This is a genomic window from Hydrophilobacter chitinilyticus, from assembly GCF_049860745.1.
Taxonomy (GTDB): Bacteria; Pseudomonadota; Gammaproteobacteria; order Burkholderiales; family Burkholderiaceae_C; genus Rhodoferax_B.
Map to the genome: position 1 here is coordinate 1,697,598 of NZ_CP187561.1, position 19,817 is coordinate 1,717,414.

Annotated in this window: 18 protein-coding genes; 9 read left to right on the plus strand and 9 right to left on the minus strand. The window is 63.9% G+C overall.

What is annotated here, in order from left to right:
* Window positions 1-40: 40 nt before the first annotated feature.
* From ACPWMG_RS07640 to ACPWMG_RS07655, 4 genes are all read right to left on the minus strand, one after another.
* Complete coding sequence (locus ACPWMG_RS07640; protein WP_483304048.1) at window positions 41-2,317, minus strand: TonB-dependent receptor; 2,277 nt, start codon at window positions 2,315-2,317, stop codon at window positions 41-43.
* A 323-nt stretch (window positions 2,318-2,640) separates the two neighbouring features.
* Complete coding sequence (locus ACPWMG_RS07645) at window positions 2,641-3,666, minus strand: iron ABC transporter substrate-binding protein (RefSeq protein ID WP_483304049.1); 1,026 nt, start codon at window positions 3,664-3,666, stop codon at window positions 2,641-2,643.
* Between the two features lie 30 nt (window positions 3,667-3,696).
* The gene (locus ACPWMG_RS07650) at window positions 3,697-4,305 is read right to left on the minus strand and encodes a transcriptional repressor (RefSeq protein ID WP_483304050.1); all 609 of its coding nucleotides are present in this window, start codon (window positions 4,303-4,305) and stop codon (window positions 3,697-3,699) included.
* A 348-nt stretch (window positions 4,306-4,653) separates the two neighbouring features.
* On the minus strand, window positions 4,654-4,998 hold the full coding sequence (locus ACPWMG_RS07655) for a hypothetical protein (protein WP_483304051.1): 345 nt from the start codon (window positions 4,996-4,998) through the stop codon (window positions 4,654-4,656).
* Between the two features lie 101 nt (window positions 4,999-5,099).
* Between ACPWMG_RS07655 and ACPWMG_RS07660 the strand changes: the two genes are divergently transcribed.
* The 9 genes from ACPWMG_RS07660 to ACPWMG_RS07700 all read left to right on the plus strand — a co-directional run bounded on the left by ACPWMG_RS07660 (window position 5,100) and on the right by ACPWMG_RS07700 (window position 15,088).
* Window positions 5,100-5,852 carry an FTR1 family protein gene (locus tag ACPWMG_RS07660; protein ID WP_483304052.1) on the plus strand — a complete coding sequence of 251 codons (753 nt, stop codon included), beginning with the start codon at window positions 5,100-5,102 and terminating at the stop codon, window positions 5,850-5,852.
* Window positions 5,853-5,896: 44 nt separating this feature from the next.
* Window positions 5,897-6,373, plus strand: coding sequence for a sigma-70 family RNA polymerase sigma factor (locus tag ACPWMG_RS07665; protein ID WP_483304053.1), 477 nt, complete (start codon window positions 5,897-5,899; stop codon window positions 6,371-6,373).
* Between the two features lie 75 nt (window positions 6,374-6,448).
* Window positions 6,449-7,615 carry a FecR family protein gene (locus tag ACPWMG_RS07670; RefSeq protein WP_483304054.1) on the plus strand — a complete coding sequence of 389 codons (1,167 nt, stop codon included), beginning with the start codon at window positions 6,449-6,451 and terminating at the stop codon, window positions 7,613-7,615.
* 129 nt (window positions 7,616-7,744) lie between these two features.
* The gene (locus tag ACPWMG_RS07675) at window positions 7,745-10,138 is read left to right on the plus strand and encodes a TonB-dependent siderophore receptor (RefSeq protein ID WP_483304055.1); all 2,394 of its coding nucleotides are present in this window, start codon (window positions 7,745-7,747) and stop codon (window positions 10,136-10,138) included.
* Window positions 10,139-10,149: 11 nt separating this feature from the next.
* Entirely contained in the window at window positions 10,150-11,190 is a 1,041-nt protein-coding gene (locus ACPWMG_RS07680) for an ABC transporter substrate-binding protein (RefSeq protein ID WP_483304056.1), read from the plus strand.
* Between the two features lie 5 nt (window positions 11,191-11,195).
* Entirely contained in the window at window positions 11,196-12,134 is a 939-nt protein-coding gene (locus ACPWMG_RS07685; RefSeq protein ID WP_483304057.1) for an iron-siderophore ABC transporter substrate-binding protein, read from the plus strand.
* Window positions 12,135-12,147: 13 nt separating this feature from the next.
* On the plus strand, window positions 12,148-13,197 hold the full coding sequence (locus tag ACPWMG_RS07690; protein WP_483304058.1) for a FecCD family ABC transporter permease: 1,050 nt from the start codon (window positions 12,148-12,150) through the stop codon (window positions 13,195-13,197).
* The gene (locus ACPWMG_RS07695) at window positions 13,194-14,252 is read left to right on the plus strand and encodes a FecCD family ABC transporter permease (protein WP_483304059.1); all 1,059 of its coding nucleotides are present in this window, start codon (window positions 13,194-13,196) and stop codon (window positions 14,250-14,252) included. The genes ACPWMG_RS07690 and ACPWMG_RS07695 overlap by 4 nt, the downstream gene beginning before the upstream one ends.
* A gap of 29 nt (window positions 14,253-14,281) precedes the next feature.
* Window positions 14,282-15,088 carry an ABC transporter ATP-binding protein gene (locus ACPWMG_RS07700; protein WP_483304060.1) on the plus strand — a complete coding sequence of 269 codons (807 nt, stop codon included), beginning with the start codon at window positions 14,282-14,284 and terminating at the stop codon, window positions 15,086-15,088.
* A gap of 22 nt (window positions 15,089-15,110) precedes the next feature.
* On the opposite strand, the gene ACPWMG_RS07705 is transcribed toward ACPWMG_RS07700, so the two are convergent.
* From ACPWMG_RS07705 to ACPWMG_RS07725, 5 genes are all read right to left on the minus strand, one after another.
* Window positions 15,111-16,112 carry a Bug family tripartite tricarboxylate transporter substrate binding protein gene (locus tag ACPWMG_RS07705; RefSeq protein ID WP_483304061.1) on the minus strand — a complete coding sequence of 334 codons (1,002 nt, stop codon included), beginning with the start codon at window positions 16,110-16,112 and terminating at the stop codon, window positions 15,111-15,113.
* 98 nt (window positions 16,113-16,210) lie between these two features.
* The gene (locus ACPWMG_RS07710) at window positions 16,211-16,972 is read right to left on the minus strand and encodes an SDR family oxidoreductase (protein WP_483304062.1); all 762 of its coding nucleotides are present in this window, start codon (window positions 16,970-16,972) and stop codon (window positions 16,211-16,213) included.
* Window positions 16,969-17,730 carry a fumarylacetoacetate hydrolase family protein gene (locus ACPWMG_RS07715; RefSeq protein ID WP_483304063.1) on the minus strand — a complete coding sequence of 254 codons (762 nt, stop codon included), beginning with the start codon at window positions 17,728-17,730 and terminating at the stop codon, window positions 16,969-16,971. The genes ACPWMG_RS07710 and ACPWMG_RS07715 overlap by 4 nt, the downstream gene beginning before the upstream one ends.
* Before the next feature lie 8 nt (window positions 17,731-17,738).
* Window positions 17,739-18,728 (minus strand): Bug family tripartite tricarboxylate transporter substrate binding protein, encoded by a 990-nt coding sequence (locus tag ACPWMG_RS07720; protein WP_483304064.1) that lies wholly within the window; start codon window positions 18,726-18,728, stop codon window positions 17,739-17,741.
* 91 nt (window positions 18,729-18,819) lie between these two features.
* Entirely contained in the window at window positions 18,820-19,773 is a 954-nt protein-coding gene (locus ACPWMG_RS07725; protein ID WP_483304065.1) for a 2-hydroxyacid dehydrogenase, read from the minus strand.
* Window positions 19,774-19,817: the final 44 nt, after the last annotated feature.

Here is a 19,817-nt window from a genome sequence, read left to right on the forward strand (position 1 = left end):
CCGTAGCAGAAAGCGCAGATGGCTGTTCTGCGGCCGGCGCTTAGAAGCGTGTGCCCACCGTGACCTTCACCGTGCGGGGCGCACCCGAGATTACGAAGCCGGGGTACAACTGGTCACCGTACAGCTTGTTCGTCAGGTTCGACACGTTCAACTGCGCGTAGGTGTTTTCGGTGAAGCGGTATTCGCCCATGGCGTCAGCCACCACATAGCCTGCAGCAGAGGCCGTTGTCGAGGCCGCACCGCTCGTGCCTTGCAGCGGGTAGTTCTTCGACGCGCCGTTGATGCCGCCCGCCACACGCAGTTTCGGCGTGGCTTGGTAGCTCACCCACATGCTGCCGCTTTGCTTTGGCGTCAGGCCGACACGCTGGCCCACCGTGGCCTGTGCTGTGCTGCCAGCCTGGTCAATTTTGGCCACTGGGGTCCAGGCATAGGACAGGTAGATTTCCCACTGCGGGGTAATCCGGCCCACAACGTCCAGTTCAACGCCAGCGGAGTGGCGTTTGCCCGAAAGCAGGTACGAAGTGCCCGCGAAGTCAGAGTCGGTTGTACGTTCGTTGTACTTCTCGGTGCGGAAGATCGCGCCACGTGTCGACAGGCGTCCATCCATCCAGTCCAGCTTTGCACCGAGTTCGATGTTGCGGCTTTTCTCGGGTGGTGTGTTCGCATTCTGCGGTGTCACGTACTGGTAGGTGTCGGCAGAGGTGTTGAACGACGTGCTGTAAGACAAGTGGTACGACTGGCTGGCCGACGGCTGGAACAACACGCCAAAACGTTGGCTGAACAGCGACTCCGACAGATTGGTTTGTGGGTTGGTGGTCGGCACCGTGGTGTTGGCATTGGCATAGGTCCATTGCTGGAAATCGCCATCGAACTTGTCGTAGCGTAGACCAGCCAGCAGCTTCCACGATTCAGCCAGCTGGGCGAGATCCTGGAAGTACAGACCAAATGCTTTTGACTTGTAGCCGTTGGTGTCGCGATAGGTGGGCTGCACGCTCAGGGTACGACCGTCGTCGGGGTTTCCGACGGTGGTGTTGCCCTTGTTGTAGTTGGTGCCAACCGTGCCGTAGGCGCCATAACGGTCGGCCTTTTCGATGGCAGCGTCTACGCCGGTCAGCACTTCGTTCTTGATGCCGAACCAGTTGAAGGTGTTGCTGTAATCGCTCTGGAAATACGTACCGTCGTACGAGTCCTTGCGTGGCGACAGGCCGCTGCGGGTCAACACGGTTCTGTCGTTCAGGTTGAGCGAAGTAGTGCCGGTGGCGAAGCCGGCGGTAGTGCCCCACTGCGAGCGGTCAAACGTGCCGCTGCGCAGTTGCGATTTGAGTTCACCGTTGTCATCGAAGCGGTGCACGTGCTTCAGCGTGAGGTAGGAGGCCTTGCCGCGGATGTAGTCACTGTCGGTGCCGTAGAAGTTGCCTGGTTTGAGGTTGGGTACGCCTGCCATGGTGCCGGGCACGCCCGTGCCTAGCCAGCGTGCGCCGGCCATGGGAACGTTATCCACGTCCAGATAGAACAGGCCAACGGAGAACTCATTGCGCGAGCCAATGCCCCAGCGGTAGGTGGGGGCCACGCCGTATTTGTCGATGCTGGCGCCGCCGTTGTCGGCCTTGTTCCACATGGCGTTGATGCGCAGCGCGGCATCTTCGCCGGTCAAGATGTTGAAGTCGCCGGTGGCGCGGTAGTAGCCGCGCGAGCCCACTGTGGCTTCTACGTCATGCTGGGTGATCGCCATCGGTTGCTTGGTCACCTGGTTCACCACACCGCCGGTGGAGCCACGGCCAAACAGCATCGAGGCCGAGCCGCGAAGCACTTCCACGCGGTCATAGTTGAAGGTGTCGCGGTCGTATTGCGAGGGGTCGCGCATGCCGTCGATCAACAAGTCGCCCACCGTGGCCACAGGGAAGCCGCGCAGGCGGATGTCCTGGTCGGTGCCGTTCTCGGTGGCCGCAAAGGTGATGCCGGCCACGTGGTGCAGGGCGTCCTTCAAGGTGTCGAGCTTGCGGTCATCGATCAGCTTTTCGGTCATGACGGTGACCGACTGCGGAATGTCGCGGATGTCCTGGTTGCCTTTGCCAATGCTGGACTTCTTGGTTTGCAGCGCGTCTTTGCCCTCGGGCGCTTCGGCGCGCTCGGTCACCGTCACCGGCGAGAGCGTTTTGTCGGCGGACGATTGCGCCCAGCCGCTGACGGACGCGGCCAGCATCATCGCGCCCAATGGAATGGAGGAGTAGGTGGTGACGCTGGTGGTCACGGCCGGTGGCGTGCTGGTGTGACGGAGCGAAGCTGCTTTGATCTGTGGTTTTGGACGTCGAGACATGATGGGCCAAAGGTTGAGTTGATCGCTGGCGGGTCAGACAAAGATCTGGCGTGGCTGGCTAATGAAGGAAAGGATGGAACGAAAAAAGAAGTGCCAAGAAACTGCAGGCGACAGTTCTCCCTGCGCTGTGTCAATCAAGCGAATAGGGTTGGTATTTCGATGTGTGGCCGTTACACGCGCCCAGCCTCGCGGCTGCAGACCAGGCTGCAAGCGGGGGAGGAGAGGCGCGGTGGGGGCGGGTCTCAGGTGCTGTCTGCGGTTTTAGACGCCGCGAATGACAGCACGGTGCCGGGTGTTTTCTCAGGCCGCATGGGCCTGCGAGATCACAACAAACCGGCTTGTGTCATCAGGTCGGTGACCTTCTTGCTGTTGAGCTTGGACGGCTCGACCTTGGGGGCGTGCAGGTCGGCCAGCGGCACCAGTTTGGCGTTCGAAGCGGCACCGGTTCCCACGGCGTATTCGTAGGCGTCGCCGTTCTTCAGAATCTCTTGGCCGCCCTTGCCGGCAATCCATTTCACAAAGGCTTCTGCTTCGGGCTTGTGTTTACTGGACGCCAACACACCGCCACCAGAAATGCTGACAAACGCGCCCGGGTCTTGGTTGCGGAAGTAGTGCAACTGGGTGTTGTTGCTGTTTTCGCCGGTCTTGGCTTGGTCGCCGTAATAGTAATAGTGGTAGATCACGCCGCCTTCGATCTGGCCCGCGTTCACGGCCTTGAGCACCACGCTGTTGCCCTTGTTGAGCACGGCGTTTTCTTTCATGCCTTTGAGCCATGCAGCCGTGGCGGCTTCGCCCTTGAGTTCCAGCAAAGCGCTGACGATGGCCTGGAAGTCCGCGCCCGCAGGCGATGCCGACCAACGGCCCTTCCATTTGGGATCGGCCAGATCGAGCATGGACTTGGGCAATTGCTCGGGCGTGAGCTTGGCCTTGTTGTAAACAAAGACCGTGCTGCGCGCGGCAATGCCGATCCAGCGGCCGTGGCTGGGGCGGAAGTTGGCGGGTACTTCGGCCAGCGTCGGCGCGCTCAGCGCGGCGAACAGGTTGGCGTTGTCCACCAGTGCCATGGCGGGCGAGTTCTCGGTCAGGAAAACGTCGGCCGGCGAGGCGCTGCCTTCTTGCACGATCTGGTTGCCGAGTTCGGTGTCGCCGCCATTGCGGATGGTGACCTTGATGCCGGTGTCTTTGGTGAAAGCTTCGGCCCAGGCCTTGGTCAAGCTGCCGTGCTGGGCGTTGTAGACCAGGATGCCGTCGGCGCTGGGCGTTGGTGCGGTTTGGGCGATGGACCAGGGCGTGGCGACGAGGATGGACGCCGCGAATGCCGCGAGAAAAGTAGAGCGCTTGAACTTCATGAAATGAGCTTTGTTGAATTGGAAAGTGATTTACAGAAAACGGAACTGCCCACGAGCTGGGCGCAAAGGCACGAGGTTGGATCGGCGCTTAGGCGCGATCTCTTCGAGGTCTTCAAGTGGGGATGTCTGGGGCTTGTCGTTGCACTCGGCACAGGTCACGTGGATGGAGATGGGCTGCGTGGCCACCGCCATGCCGCAGGTGTCACCCAGATGCTCCAACTGTTCGCGAAGCGTGGGCGCGTTCACAAAGTAGCTGCGCTCGCAGTGGCGGCAAACCATCTGGTGGCTGTGCCCGGTGCGGTCGCCGCTGCCAATCCAGTAAATGCTTTTGCCGGCGTGTGTCCACTCGCGCGTCAACAAACCGTGCGCGGTCAAGCCACGGATGGTTTGGCCAATGGTGCACAGGCGAATGCGCACCCCTTGCTCCAGCACCAGGCGGGCTAGCGAGTCCGAGGTGTAGCCGCGCGTAGGGGTCTTCAACAGCAGCGTGAGGATCAGGATGCGCGCGTCGGTGATCCGCAGCTTGGCTTGGGTCAGCCGCTGCACGGCGACGTGGGTGGCGGTGTCATGCTCAGTGGCCAACGCTTGTGGATACGGGACACACGTGGCAGACAACGGATCGCTCGACAGGCTTTTCATGAACTGGCTGGTACTGGCTTGGACTGGCGGTTGGTTAATGAGTACTTGCGCTTGCATACGCGGTGGGTGAACCGCTGTTCGCGCTAAGCAAAACCAACGAGAAACAAATGAGAATGATTTGCAAACCAAGGGAATGTAAATTCTTGTTAGTAGTTCTGTCAAGTACTACTAATTTCTCATTCTGTTGCTCTCAAGGCAATCGCTTTTGTTGAGAATGGAAAGGAGAACAGGGATTTTGGGACGCAAGAATCCCTTGGGATAGTGGTCTTTTAAACAACTACTCTTTTTGAAGTCGAAAAAGAAAATGGCCACGTGCGTGGCCAGTTGAAGTGAGGCCCCCGAAGGAGGCTACTTCTCGGTGCGTGTGCTGCGAATGCCGCTGATTTGGCCGCGTACCACCTTCCAGAAGTTCTCTGTGCCTTCGACCAGACGCCAAGCGGTCGACCGGTGCGCCAGCACGCCAACCTCGGGCAGCACATCGCGCAAATGCTTGAGGCCCAGGATCTTCAGATACTTGCGCACCGTGCTTTGGCTGTGGATCAGAAACACCACGCGCCAACCATATTGGCGCCCAACCATCAGCATGCCGATGGCGCGCTCAAGGTCATCCAGATTGCCGTGGAAGTTGTCCACGGCGCGGTCGATGACGCTCAGTAAGTCCTGCGGGTTTCCTTGTGGCGTGGGGTTATCCATGCGGCGAGTGTCGCATGGAAGAGGTGGGCTCTATACTTCTGGGTAATGCGAATCATTGTTAAAAACAGCCCTTGGGCTGATCAACTGCTCGATTGACGGCTATGTGGGAAGCGTCATTTGTGGTGCTGCGTGAAGCGGCCGAACTGATCTTCATCGCCTTGTCGGCACGCGCTTATTTGTTGCGCATCGACCGGGCGGATCTGCTGACGCCGCTGGCCCGTGGCGTGGCCGGTGGGGCGCTTACGGCCAGCGCCTTGGTGCTGATGTTGAGCCTGACCGACTGCGACGACCACGTGGAGGCAGCCCTGTCGATTGGCTTGGGCTTGTCAGTGTTGTTCATGGCGATTGCCATGTTGTCGTCTCGTACCGCAATCGACCACCATGTGCGCGGGCGCCTGGAAGACTATCTGGACGGGCCGGCCGGTGTCTCCACCGTGCTGGCGTTCGGCGCCTTCGCCTCGTTCCGCGAGTTTTTTGAGGCCGGTCTTTTCCTGCAGACCATCACCAACGACCACGGGTTGATGGAGGCGATTGGTGGCATCGTGTTGGGCGGCTTTGCCACCGGCTTGATGGTGCTGGCCTACCGCTCGCTGCAATCGCGTTTTTCGCTTTACGCGCTGTTCCGTTTGTCGACCCTGGTGTTGTCGTTGATCGCCATTCAGTTGACGCTGGAAGGCCTGGGCATGCTGTTCAGCCTTTACGCCAAGGACACCTCAGACTTCATGCAAACCTTGGCCACCACGCTCACGCCGGGCAGCGCGGCCTATGGCTACCTTTGCGCCGCCCTGATGGCCGGGCCGCTTTATCTGGTGGTGCGGCACTGGTGGCGCGAAACCGGTGCCTTGCCAGATTGACGCCGTGATCCACCGAACTTCCAGCGCTGAGCGGTGAGCTTCATTTGATTGCGCGCTACTACCGCGAACTGCTGAACTACTTCTCGGGCACCATGAAAGACCGCGACCGAGCGGCCGATCTGGTGCAGGAAACCTACGCCCGTGTGTTGGCGGCCGAGCAGTCTGGGCAAACTCTGCGCGAGCCCCGTGCCTTGCTGTACCAGACGGCGCGCAACCTGCTGATCGACCAGCACCGCCAGGCTGCGGTGCGCGACCACGATGCAGGCGACGCGCTGGATGAAGTGCCCATCGCCCAGGCCTCGCAACCCGAAGAGATGTATGCGGCGCAGCAGCGCGCCAAGCGGCTGATCGCCGCGATTGAAAACCTGCCGCCGCGCTGCCGCGAAGCCTTTATGCTGCACAAGTTTGATGGCTTGTCGCACGCTGAAGTGGCCGAGCGCATGGGCATCTCGCGCAACATGGTGGAGCGCCATGTGATGCTGGCGGTACTGGCATGCCGCCAAAGCCGGGAGGACGCTTGATGCACTTCTTGATGCCATGACATCAGGTTTTAGCGTCCTCGTCCGTCTACACCTCACAACATAAAAATAAATCCCATGATGTCAGACCCGCTGCACAGTCCGCTTCCGCGCGAGGGCCGCCCCGCGTGGGGCGCTGCCGCGCCGGTGCCGACGCCGGAAGCGCTGGAGCAATCACTGGACGCGCTAGGCCCCGTCGAGACAGCCGCTTTGCGCTGGTTGGTGCGCCGCGAAGATACGCTCGACGCGGCCGGCGAGGCCGAGTTTCAAGCCTGGCTGAACGCCGATCCGCAACACCGTGCGGCCTTTGACGATGTGCATGGCGTGTTGCGCGCCATCGAAACCATTCCCGCAGAAGACGTTGCGCGTTTGCAAAGTCTGCGCCCGGCACCGGCGGCTGCTGCGCCACAAAGGCAACCCGCCAAGGCCAAGCCCAAATGGACCTGGCCGGCAGCGCTGGGGCGTGGAGGGTTATCGGGCTGGGCTCTGCCGGGGCCGCGCACGGCATTTGCGGCCGTGCTGCTGGCCGTCGCGGGCGGCTGGTATGCGTGGACGCTGCAGCAACCGGTTTTTACCGGCCACTACGCTACTCAACGGGGCCAGCAGATCGAAACCCGTCTGCCCGATGAAACCGTGCTCACGCTGGACACGGCTTCGCGCGCCGATGTGGCGCTGTACCGCCAGCGCCGCGAAGTGCGTTTGCCCGAAGGCCAGGCGATGTTCAGCGTCAGCCCCGATGCGAACCGCCCGTTTGACGTGTTGGCCGGGCCGATGCGCATCACCGTGGTGGGCACGCGGTTTTCGGTGCGCTACATGCCTTCGCTGGGCGAGGGCGGTGTGCAGGTGCAAGTGGAAGAGGGCCATGTGCGGGTGGCACGCAACCAAGGCGCGGCCAACGTTGCGGGGGGCGATGCTAGCGTCGAGCTGCATGCGGGCGACACCGTCACGGCCGATGCGAGCGGCCGGTTGGGCCCGGTGCAACACCTGGCGGCGGCCGGCATTGCCTCGTGGCGCGAGCAGCGTGTGAGCTTTGACGACACACCGCTGTCGCAAGCCCTGGCCGAGCTGGAGCGTTATGGCGACACGCGTCTGCATGTCAGCGACCCGGCGGTGGCGGCGTTGCGCGTCACCGGCAGTGTGGACCTGCGCCGCATGGGCGACTTCGCGGCGACCCTGCCTTTGGTGCTGCCGGTGCGGTTGGAAAAGCGCGATGGCGTGACCGAGGTGGTGGCCAACCGGCGCTGATGCTTTGCCGCGCGGTTGTGCCACCGCGCATTTCTTTTTTTAAATTATTTTGCGCGTGACATCAGGTTTCCAAAAGCTGATCCGTCTTCAGTAGCGATCAATTCTTATTCGCATTCTGGAGATTCTGAGATGTCCCTGTCCCGTCAACCTATTGGCTTGGCCCGTTTTGCGCACCTTGCGCCATTGGCCCTGGCCGTCGCGCTCGCCGTAGGTTCGTTTTCTGTTCACGCCCAAACCGCGGACCCGGCGAATGTGCCGGTCAACATCAGCGTTGCCGCGCAACCGTTGGCGCAAGCCCTCAATGAGCTGGCACGGCAGACCGGCCTGACCTTGATGGTGCCGCCCGCGCTGGTCGCCGGCAAAACGGCGCCCGCGATCCGCGACCATGTGAGCGCGCGCGAAGCATTGCAGCAGTTGCTGCGCGGCACAGGCTTGGAAGCCTTCATCGATGGCCGCGCGGTCACGGTGCGCGAAAGTCCGGCTGGCGCCGCGAACGCCGCGAGCTTGCCGCAGGTCAGTGTGACCGCCGCCCTCGAGTCGCCCATCCAGGGCTATAGCGCGGTGGCTTCCACCACCTCCAGCAAGATGGAACTGCCCACGCTGGAAGACCCCCAGGTCGTCAACGTGGTCACGCCTCGGATGATTGAAGACTTTCAGGTGCGCTCGCTTGATGACGTGGCCAAGTTCTCCAGTGGCGTGGTGCAAAGCAACACCTACGGCAATACCGAAGACGGCCTGATCAAACGCGGCTTTGGCACCAACACCGATGGCTCGGTGCTGCGCGATGGTGCGCGCAGTGCGAGCCAACACAAGTTCAGCTCCACCATCGACCACGTCGAGATTTTGAAAGGCCCGGCTTCGCTGCTCTATGGCGCGCTGGAGCCGGGTGGCGTGGTCAACGTGGTGTCGAAGCGGCCGCTGTCGACGTTTCAGGGCGAGGTGCAGCTCAGCAGCAGCAGCTACGGTGGCGGCACCGCCATGCTGGATCTGACCGGCCCGGTCAATGCCAACGGGCTCGACTACCGTTTGATTGTGGAACGCAAGAGCGAAGACTACTGGCGCAACTTTGGCACCAACGAACACACGCTGATTGCACCGTCCCTCAGTTGGACCGGCGACCACACCAAGGTGTTGTTGTCCTATGAGCACAACGACTACAGCCAACCCTATGACCGTGGCACCGTGTTCATCAACGGCAAGCCGACCGCAGCCGACTACAGCAAGCGGTTCGACGAAGCCTGGTCGGTGGCCGAAGGCTACAACGAAAACGCCAGTGTGCAGATCGAGCATCGCTTGAGCCCGGAGTGGAGCACCCGCTTCGCCTACAACTGGAGCCACAGCCTGTACAACGACAGCTTTGGCCGCCCGGCCGCCATCACCGCAGCGGGCCGTCTGACGCGCCGTGCCGATGGCAACCGCGATGTCGACGAAACCATCCAATACCTCGACTGGAACCTGCAAGGCCACACCCAACTTGCTGGCATGCGCCACGACCTGGTGGTGGGCATTGACGCCGAGCGTAACGGCGAGACGCGCGGCGACTCGCTGCGCGGTGCGGCCAACACCAACTTCAATATCTTCAACCCGGTCTACGGCAACTTGGCCGCACCGTCGAACGTGGATGCGGCCAGCAGCGGCTTTCAGTCGCAGATCAATTCGCACTCGGTGTACGTCAAAGACAACTGGCACCTCACCGACAAATGGATTTTGGCCCTGGGGGCGCGGCTGCAGCACTTCAGCCATTTCTACGGCATTGGCCGGCCGTTCAAGGTGGGCACCGACAACAGCATGAACACGTTCTTGCCGTTTCTCGGCGTGGTCTATAAGTTGAACGACCAGGTCTCGTTCTACGGCAACTACAGCAAGTCGTTTGTGCCCAACCGTGCCGATGCCAACACCGGCCAGGGCTTCGATCCAGAGCAAGGCCGCAGCTACGAACTTGGCGCCAAGTTTCAACTGCACTCGGGTGTGGGCATGAGTGTGGCGCTGTACGACATCCGCAAGAAAAACCTGGTGGTGTCCGAGACCGATGCGTTGACCGGGCTGAGCGTCAGCCGCGCCTTGGGCGAGGCCGGCTCGCGCGGTTTGGAGGTAGACGCCAACGCCACGCTGAGTGACCGCTGGGACGTCATCGGCACCTACGCCTACACCGATGCCAAGGTGCTGCAAGACCCTGCAACCCAAGGCAACCGCCTGTCGAATGTGCCGCGCAACGCCCTTGGGCTTTACCTCAGCCACCGTCTGGACAACCCCGCCGCCTGGGGCCAGTGGAACATCGGCGGCGGTGCGCGCTACGTGGGCAAACGCGAAGGCGATGACGAAAACACCTTCACCATTGCGGGCTACACCGTGGCCGACATGTTCGTGCGCTGGGACACCCAGCTCTTGGGCCAGAAGACCCGGCTGCAGTTCAACGTCAACAACCTGTTTGACAAGCAGTACTACCCCTCCAGCGCCGGTGCGATCCGCGTCAACGTTGGGGCTTCACGCGAGTTTCGTCTCTCGGCCAGCGTCGCGTTTTGAACCTGCTGCGGATGCGTAATCGGCCTCTGATGCTGCGGCTTGGGCTGTTGCTCGCCATGGTGATCGTGGCAATGGTTGGCTTGGCACAGGCGGCCGAACATGCGTCGCCGCGCAAGCTTGCCAAAGACCAGGGTAGCGGCGCCGCCGACGGCGTGTTCCCGCGCACCGTGCGCCACCAAATGGGCGAGACGCAAATTGCGCAGCCGCCACTGCGGGTGGCCGTGGTCTCCACCGGGCAGATCGACGCCATGGTCACGCTGGGCTTGACGCCCGCCGGAGCCACGCGTGACGACAGCGGCACGCTGTATGCCGACTACCTGGTGCGGGCCTATCCCGAACGCGCTGCAGGCTTTGCCCGCACCGCCGATCTGGGCGGGCGCAGCGCGCCCGATCTCGAAGCCTTGGCGGCGCTCAACCCCGATCTGATCTTGATGAACCGTGCGGTACTCAAGCAAGACGTCTACGCGCTCTATTCGCGCATTGCGCCCACCGTCGTCACACGCGGCAACGGCGTGAACTGGAAGACCGACTTTGTGCTGCTAGCCGATGCCGTCGGCAAGGCCCATGCGGCCCGGGCCTGGCTGGACCAGTTCCACGCCGAGGCGGACCGCTTTGCGCGCGGCCTGCCCGCGCAGAACCAGCCCACCGTGTCGTTCGTCCAGGCCAATGGCGCGCGCATCCGCATCATGGGCACACGTTCGTTTGGCGGCGGCATTGCGGAGGACCTGGGCCTGGCCCGGCCACCCAGCCAACGCTTCACGCGCAACGCGCAAGAACTCAGCAACGAACTGGTGGACCAGGCCGATGCCGACTGGGTGTTCTACGCAGCGCGCGGCAAAGGCCTGACCGATGGCCCTTTGTGGCCGCGACTGCGCGCGGTGCAAACCCAGCATGCGCTGCGTGTGGAGCACGACCCGTTCTACCTCAACGCCGGCCCCACGGCCGCACGCATCGTGCAGCAAACGCTGATGCAGGCCGTGAACCGCAGCAACAGCAGCAACAACAACGGCACCCAGACGGCCGAGCAGACAAACCCCACCCCTAAAAAGTAAAACCGATGCACACCACCGAAGCCCCTTTGGCCCCCACCACTTTTCCCGCCGGCATGGGTAGCCCCGATGCCGCAGACGGCGTATTCCCACGCACCGTGCACCACTTCGCGGGCAGCGCCACGTTGACAGCGATGCCGCAGCGCCTGGCCGTGTTGGCCACCGGTGAATTGGACGCCGCACTCTGCCTGGGCCTTGTGCCCGTGGCCTCCACCAGCAGCAACTTTTCTGATGGTGTGCCGCGTTATCTGCAGCAACGCTTTGCAGACCAGACAGCGGCGCTTCAAGCCATCGTTGAAGTGGGCCCGCGCACCGCACCCGATGTGCAACGCCTGGCCGCAGCGCAGCCCGACCTGATCGTCGGCACCTTCGCAGGCGTGCACGGGCGCATGGCGCCCGCGTTGGCCGCCATTGCGCCTACGGTGTTGATGGGTGGCCACGGCTTCAATTGGAAGCAAGACTTTCTGCTGCTGGCCGAAGCCCTCGGGCGGCGTTCCGCAGCCCAAGGTGTGATGGCGGCCTATCACGCCCGTGCGGCGCACATGCGCGCCCAATGGCGGCAAAGCCAGCACGCGGGTGAGACGGTCTCATTCGCCCGCCTCGGCCCCAAGGGTTTAGAGGTTTATGGCCGCCATGCCTTCATCGACACCATCGCCCGCGATGTCGGCTTGCTGCGGCCCGCCAGCCAGGCTTTCGACGCACCATCGCAAAACGTCGTACCCGACCGGGTGGCCGAGATCGATGCCGATTGGCTGTTCTACAGCGAGGTGACACACCCCGCGGCGCAGCAAGCGCGCGCCGCCATCGATCCGCAATGGCAAGCGCTGACCGCCTTGCAGCGCGGCCGCGCGGTCTGCATTGATGCCGACCCATGGCATGGCAACGCTGGCCCCGTAGCGGCCCTTGTGGTGCTCGACGATTTGGCCGCAGCCCTTCAGTTGCATTGAGGGCCATACCGCCGTGAAGACCACCATCTCCCACGCGCTGCTTGCCGCCACCACATCGCGCCGTGGCCTTCATCTGGGCATTGGCGTGGCCTTGTGGCTGCTGGTGTTGGCCGGCTTGGTGCTGGTGAGCATTTGGCTGGGCGCACGGCCCATTGCCCCCGCGCAGGTGTGGCATGTGTTGTGGCATCCGGGCGACGGGCCGGATGCCGTGGTGGTCTGGCAGTTGCGCATGCCGCGCACGGCGCTGGGCCTTGTGGTGGGCAGTGCATTGGGCCTAGCCGGTGCGTTGATGCAGGCGCTGACGCGCAACCCGCTGGCCGATCCTGGCCTGCTGGGCATCAACGCCGGTGCGGCCTTTGCCGTGGTGATGGCGATGTCGGTTTTGGGCCTCACCGACTTCACCGGCTACGTGGGGTTCGCATTGGGCGGGGCGCTGCTGGCGGCGGTTGGCGTGTACCTGCTGAGCAGCGGCGCCACACCCGGCACGCAGCGCGTGCGCCTGCTGCTGGCGGGCACGGCGATCAGTGCCAGCCTGGCTTCGGTGACCGGCATCGTCACGCTGCTGAACCCCAACACCTTTGACAGCTACCGCTTCTGGATGGTGGGCGCGCTCGATGGCCGCGACCCCGTGGTGCTGTGGTGCACCCTGCCGCTGGTGCTGGTGGGCGCGGTTCTGGCGTTGAGCCAGGCGCATGCGCTGGACGCCGTGGCCTTGGGCGATGATTTTGGCCAGTCACTGGGCCTGCGGCTGAAGCGTGTGCGCATCTGCAGTTTTGCCGCCATCGCGTTGCTGTGCGGCGCAGCCACTGCGGCCGCCGGCCCCATTGGCTTTGTCGGCCTGGTGATTCCGCATGCGGTGCGCTTGGTGGTGGGGCCGCATTGGCGCCGCATCCTGCCTTACAGCCTGCTGGCCGGGCCGGTGCTGGTGTTGGCCAGCGACATTTTGGGCCGTGTCATTGCGCAACCGGCAGAGATCGAGGTGGGCATCGTCACCGCGTTTGTCGGCGCGCCGGTGCTGGTGTGGCTGGTGAGCCGCAAGGTCCTTCACGGCGCACACACATGAACACGTCCTTGGCATTTCCGCGAGCGGGTGTACGTGCTTGGATGGGCAGCCGGTTCACGCGTCCGTTGCACCGCCGCTCGGCCGTCGTCACCGGCGCCTTGTTGCTGGCCGCGTTCGTGCTCACGCTGCTGGCGTTGACCACGGGCGGCTACGCCATGCGCTTGCTCGAGCTGGCCGCCGTGGCGTGGGGCAGGGCCGACGTGGTGCACCGCTTCGTGTTGCTTGATTTGCGGCTGCCACGCGCCTTGGTGGCGTTGCTGGCGGGGGCGGCGCTGGCCACGGCCGGGGCGATCTTCCAAAGCCTGTCGCGCAATCCGCTGGCCAGCCCAGACATCATTGGTTTCTCTGCGGGTTCTGCCACGGGGGCATTGGTGGTGATCTTGCTGCTGGGCGAGCGTGCCACAAGTGTGCCCGTGGGGGCCTTGGTGGGCGGGGCTATCGCCGCCGCTGTGGTGTACGTGGTGGCCGCCCGTCGCGGCCTGCAAACCCAGCGATTGATTCTGGTGGGCATTGCCATCGCGGCGATGCTCGCCGCCGTCAACGACTATCTGCTGACCCGCGCCGATTTGGACCAGGCCCTGCAGGCCAAGATGTGGCTGCATGGCAGCTTGCAGGCCAGCGCTTGGCCCCAAGTGACGCTGCTGGCGCTGGGGTGTGCCGTGCTGCTGCCCATCGCCTGGTGCTGCAGCGCAACGCTGCGTTTGCTGGAGATGGGCGACGACGTGGCCAGCAGCCTGGGCGTGGCCGTGGGGCGCAGCAAACTGGGGCTTTCATTGCTGGCAGTGGCCTGCACGGCATTGGCCACCGCCAGTGCCGGGCCGATTGGTTTTGTGGCGTTGGCGTCGCCGCAGTTGGCGCGCCGCTTGTGCCGTTCACCGGGCATAGGGCTGTTGTCTTCCGCAGCCATGGGTGCCTGCCTCTGCGCGCTGGCAGACCTGGTGGCGCGCCACGCGTTGGCGCCGTTTCAAATCCCAGTGGGCCTGGTGACCAGTGCGCTGGGCGGCGCCTACATGGTGTATCTGCTGAGCAGCCAATGGCGGCGCTCGGGCGGTTAGGCCTCATCCCTTTTTGAATCTCGCATGCCATGACCGAAAACATTTCATCTCGCCTGTGCGGCGACCACCTCACACTGGCCTACGACACCCGTGTGGTAGTTGAGGACTTGAGCCTGGCCGTGCCCGATGGCCTGTTCAGCGTGATCATCGGCCCCAACGCTTGCGGCAAGTCGACCGTGCTGCGCGCGTTGGCGCGGCTCAGCCAACCCAAGGTGGGCCGCGTGCAGCTCGATGGCGCCCTGATCAGCAGCTACCCCACGCGCGAAGTGGCGCGACGCTTGGGCCTGCTGCCGCAGAGCGCGCTGGCGCCCGAGGGCATCACGGTGATCGAACTCGTGAGCCGTGGCCGCCACCCGCACCGTGGCCTGTTTGGCCAGTGGACGGCGGACGACAACGCCGCCGTGGCCCGCGCGTTACGCGCCACCGACATTGAAGACCTGGCCGACCGCGCCGTTGATGCCCTGTCGGGTGGCCAACGCCAGCGGGTATGGGTGGCCATGGTGCTGGCACAAAACACGCCGCTGATCTTGCTGGACGAACCCACAACCTTTTTGGACGTGGCGCACCAGTTTGACTTGCTGGAGTTGTTTCGCCGGTTGAACCGCGAACAGGGCCACACGCTGGTGGCGGTGCTGCACGACCTGAACCAGGCTTGCCGTTACGCAGACCACCTGGTGGTGATGCGCGCCGGGCAGATCGTGGCGCAAGGTGCGCCGCAAGCCATCGTTACGCCCGAGCTGATCGAGCAGGTGTTTGATCTGCCATGCCTGGTGCTGCCAGACCCGGTAGCGGGCACGCCCATGATCGTGCCGCTGGGCCGCCGCAACCTGAAGTAAGCTTGCGCGCGCCCCGCGCGGCTCACTCCAGCGGAATGCCCGCCTCCTTTACCACCTTGCCCCATTTGGCCAGGTCGGACTTGATCAACGCTGCGTACTCCTGTGGCGTGCCGCCTTGGATTTCGATGCCGGCGGCTTCGAGCTTGGTGCGCACATCCGGCAGCTTCAGTGCCGCATTGATCTCGGCATTCAGCTTGGCGATGATGGCCTTGGGTGTGCCGGCCGGCGCCAGAAAACCGCCGTTGCTGTTGGCGTCATAACCCTTCAGGCCTTGTTCGTCTGCCGTGGGCACATCGGGCAAAGACGTGGCGCGTTTGAGGGTTGACACCGCCACCGCGCGCGCGTTGCCGGCCTTCACTTGCGACTGGATGGCGCTGATGGTGTCGATGTAGAGCGCGGTACGCCCCGCCAGCAGGTCGGGGTGCGCGGCAGCCGAGCCCTTGTAGGGCACCAGCAACATCGGCGCGCCGCTGGCCATGCGGAACATTTCGGCCGCCATTTCCTGCGCACTGCCGCGGCCCGAGGTGGCCACCTTGGCCTGGTCGGGGTTGGCCTTCATCCAGGCGACGAACTCGGGCAGCGTTTTGGCGGGGATCTGCGGGTAGATGGCAAACACCAGCGGCACCTCGTGGGTGTAGACGATGGGCTCGAAACTTTTCTCGGGGTCCCAGCCCAGGTTCTTGAACAGGAACTTGTTGATGTTGTGGCTGCCCCCGACGATGCCGATGGTGTAGCCATCGGGCGCCGACTTGGCGAGCACATCGGTGCCGAGGTTGTTCGAGGCGCCGGGCCGGTTGTCGACGATCACCGCCTGGCCCATGGAGGCGGCGAGCTTGTCGCCCACGATGCGCGCAATGATGTCGATGGCGCCGCCCGGTGGGGCCGGCACGATGATCTTGATGGCGCGTGTGGGGTAGGCCTGGGCCAAGGCCGCAGTGGGCATGGCGGCCAGTGCGGCCAGCGTGCCGAGTGAGGCTATTGAGGCCAAACTGGCCAGGCGCTTGAAGAGGGTGGTGGGTTGCATCGTTGTCTCCTTATGGTGGTGTCGGTGTCAATGTGGTCGTCGGCGGGGTCAATGCGTATCGAGGCAGGCGGTTGGGGCGGCGCTCTTTTCGGCGCCTTTCAGCCGCGCCCTACAAAGGGCATGTGGCTGGCCATCACGGTCATGTTCAGCACGTTGGCGGTGAGCGGCATGGCCGCAATGTGGCGCACGGCATCGGCCACGTGGGTGGCGTCCATCATGGGTTCAGACGCGGTGCTGCCATTGGCCTGCAGCACGCCGCGTGTCATGCGCTCCGAGAGTTCGGTCAAGGCATTGCCGATGTCGATCTGGCTGGCCACGATGTTGAACGCACGCCCATCCAGTGCCAGCCCTTTGGTGATGCCCGTCACAGCGTGTTTGCTGGCGGTGTAGGGAGCGGTAAAGGGGCGCGGCGTGTGGGCCGAGATCGAGCCGTTGTTGATGATGCGCCCACCCTGCGGCGATTGGCGGCGCATCAAGCCAAAGGCGGCGCGTGCGCACAAGAACACGCCGGTGACGTTGGTGTTGATGACGTTGAACCACTTCTCCAGCGGCAACTCGTCCATCGGCACAGCCGGTGCATTCACGCCCGCGTTGTTGAACAGCAGGTCGAGCCGCCCAAAGGTTTTCTCGATGGTGTTGAACAGCGCTTGCACACTTTCTGGATCGGTCACGTCGGTCGGGACGGCCATCGCAGATTGTTGCCGTGTGTTGGCTTCGGCTGCCAATGCCTGCAGCGGTTCGGCACGGCGGCCGGCCAGGACGACGGTCCAGCCATCGTCCAGCAAACCCAGAGCCACGGCGCGGCCAATGCCACTGCCCGCACCGGTGACGAGGGCGATTTTCTGTGGGGTGGTGTTCAAAGAGACTCTCCTGAAGAAGCTGCGGAAGATGTGAAGTGGGGCGTGGCGTCAAGAGCTGGAGCCATGCGTTCGGCCACACCAACGGTCATGCAAAACTGGCCGAGGCCTGCAACTCCGCCGCTGACCACGTCGCCCGGTTGCAGCGGGCCCACACCTGCGGGGGTCCCCGTGTAGACCAGGTCACCGGCTTGCAGCGTGACCGACCGGGACAACATAGCCACCAACGCAGGCACGGGCCACAGCAGATCGCCAATGTCGGCGCGCTGGCGCTCGTCGCCGTTGACGGCCAGCCAAATGGCGCCAGTTTTCGGGTGGCCGCACACGGTGGCGGGTTGCAGCGGTGTGCAGGGGGCGGAGTGGTCGAAGGCCTTGGCTGCTTCCCACGGGCCGCCCACACGTTTGGCCTGCTGCTGCAGGTCGCGCCGCGTCAGGTCCAGCCCGGCGCCGTAGCCCCAGATGTGATGCGCTTCAACCTGCGCGGGGTCGAGGTTGCGCCCGCCCCGGCCAATGGCGACCACCAGTTCGATCTCGTGGCAAAAGTCGGCGGTGCCCGGTGGGTAGGGCAGGTCGCCCAGCGCCGGCACTACGGCATGGGCCGGTTTCATGAACCACGCGGGCATCTCGGTGGGGGGCGCCTCGTCCGGCTGCCAGCGGTAGTTGCGGCCAATGCAGTACACGCGGCCCACCGGGAAGAGCGCTGTGCTGCCCACGATGGGCAATGTGGTGGGCGCGGCTGCGGGGAAGATGAAGTGCGTCACGGTGCGGCTCACTCGGCGCTGATTTTTCGGCTGCGGATGATCTGCGCGTAACGCTGCCTGTCGTCCGCGATCAGCTTGGCAAACTCTTGCGGCGAGGTGGCATGTGGCACACCGCCGAGGGACGCGATGCGCGCCTTGACGGCGTCGTCGGCCAAGATGGCGCGAAGGTCGGCGGCAATTTTTTCCACGATGTCTGGTGGCGTGCCCGCTGGTGCCAGCAGCCCCAGCCACGAGATCGCGTTGAACCCTGGCAGCACGGTTTCTGACAGCGTGGGAACGTCGGGGAAAGCGGCCACCCGTTTGTCGCCGGTCACGGCCAGTGCACGCAGCTTGCCGGCCTTGATGTGGCCGGAGGCTTCGAGCACCGTCATGAAAGACAACTGCACATGCCCGGCAATCAGGTCGGCAATGGCCGGGCCGCCGCCGCGATACGGCACGTGCAGGATGAAGGTATCGGTCTGGTCCTTGAACATCTCGGCCGCCAGGTGCGGCGCGCCGCCCGCGCCTGCGCTGCTGTAGCTGAGCTTGCCGGGTTGCGATTTGGCCAGGGTGATGAACTCTTTGGCCGTCTTCACCGGCACGGCGGGGTTGACCATCATGGCCAGCGGCAATTCGGCAATCAACGAGATCGGGGTGAAGGCTTTGTCGGGGTCGTAGGGCAGCTTGGCGTAGAGCGATGGATTGATCGCCTGGGTGCCGATGTTACCCAGCAGCAAGGTGTAGCCATCGGGCTTGGCCTTGGCCACGATGTCAGCGCCAATCAAACCGGCAGCGCCCCCTTTGTTGTCGATGATGACGGTCTGGTTCCAGCGTTTGCCAAGCTGCTCGGCAATGATGCGGCCCCCGGTGTCGGTGCCGCCGCCGGGCGGAAAAGGCACGACCAGTGTGACCGGGCGCGAAGGGTAGGCTTGGGCAAGGGCGGGCGCGTGGGCCAGCGCGGCGAGTGCGCCGAATGTGAGGGCGATGGCGCTTGCAACGGCAGCGTGTGGTTTGAACATGGTTTTGTCTCCTGGGTTCTTGGAATGGCGTTCATCGGCTGAACGTGGGGTCGGCGCTTTGGCTCTGTTCCCCTGTGCCGTGTTTAAGTGGTCATGTGGTGAGGCTTTGCGTGGGGCGGGCGCCTGCCAGGGCTTGCGCCACGCTCTCTAACACCATCTCGGCCATGGCGGTGCGGGTTTCCCAAGTGGCGCTGGCGCGATGGGCTTGCAGGGTGACGTGTTCTGACTGGCGCAGGCTGAGCGGCACACGCGGCTCGTCGACAAAGACGTCCAGCCCGGCACCGGCAATGCGGCCGGCTGTCAGGGCAGCGGTCAGGTCAGCCTCGTTGACCAAGCGGCCGCGCGCCACGTTCACCAGAAAGCCGCGTGGCCCCAAGGCCTCGAGCACGGCCGCATCGACGATGCCTTCGGCCTTGTCTGCCGCCGCGCACAACACCAGGGCATCGGATGCACGCGCCAGGTCCAGCAGGTTGGGCACAAAGCGATGGGCAATGTCTTCCATGGGGCGCAAATCGGTGTAGCTGATGGGGCAACCAAAGGCCGCTGCGCGCACCGCGACCGCACGGCCCACACGCCCCATGCCCACAATGCCCACACGCATGCCGCTGAAGCGGCGCGCCAGTGGAATGGCGCTGGGCTGGGGGAACTTCTCCCACTGGCCGTCGCGTACAAAGCGGTCGCCCGCACACAGGTTGCGGCAGGCGGCAATCAGCAAACCGATGGCCAGATCGGCCACGTCTTCGGTGAGCGCACCCAGCGTGGCGGTCACGGGCAGGTTGCGGCTGCGGCAGTAGGCCAGGTCCACCGCATCGGTGCCCACGCCATTCACGGCCACCACTTTGACGTTGGGCAACTGCTCCAGCATGGCGCGCGAAATGCCGGTGTGGCCGCCGGTGATCACCGCTGCAATGGCCGCGCCGTGTTCGCGCAACCAGGCCGCGCCATCGGCCATCTCAAAGTATTTGTGAACCGTGTAGAGCGTGGCGAGTTTGTCGTTGACAGTCGGAATCAGGATCGGATTGAGTTGCAGGACTTGGGGCTTCATGGGGATGGATCAGCAGTGCTTTTTCAAAGGTGATGGCAGTTTGT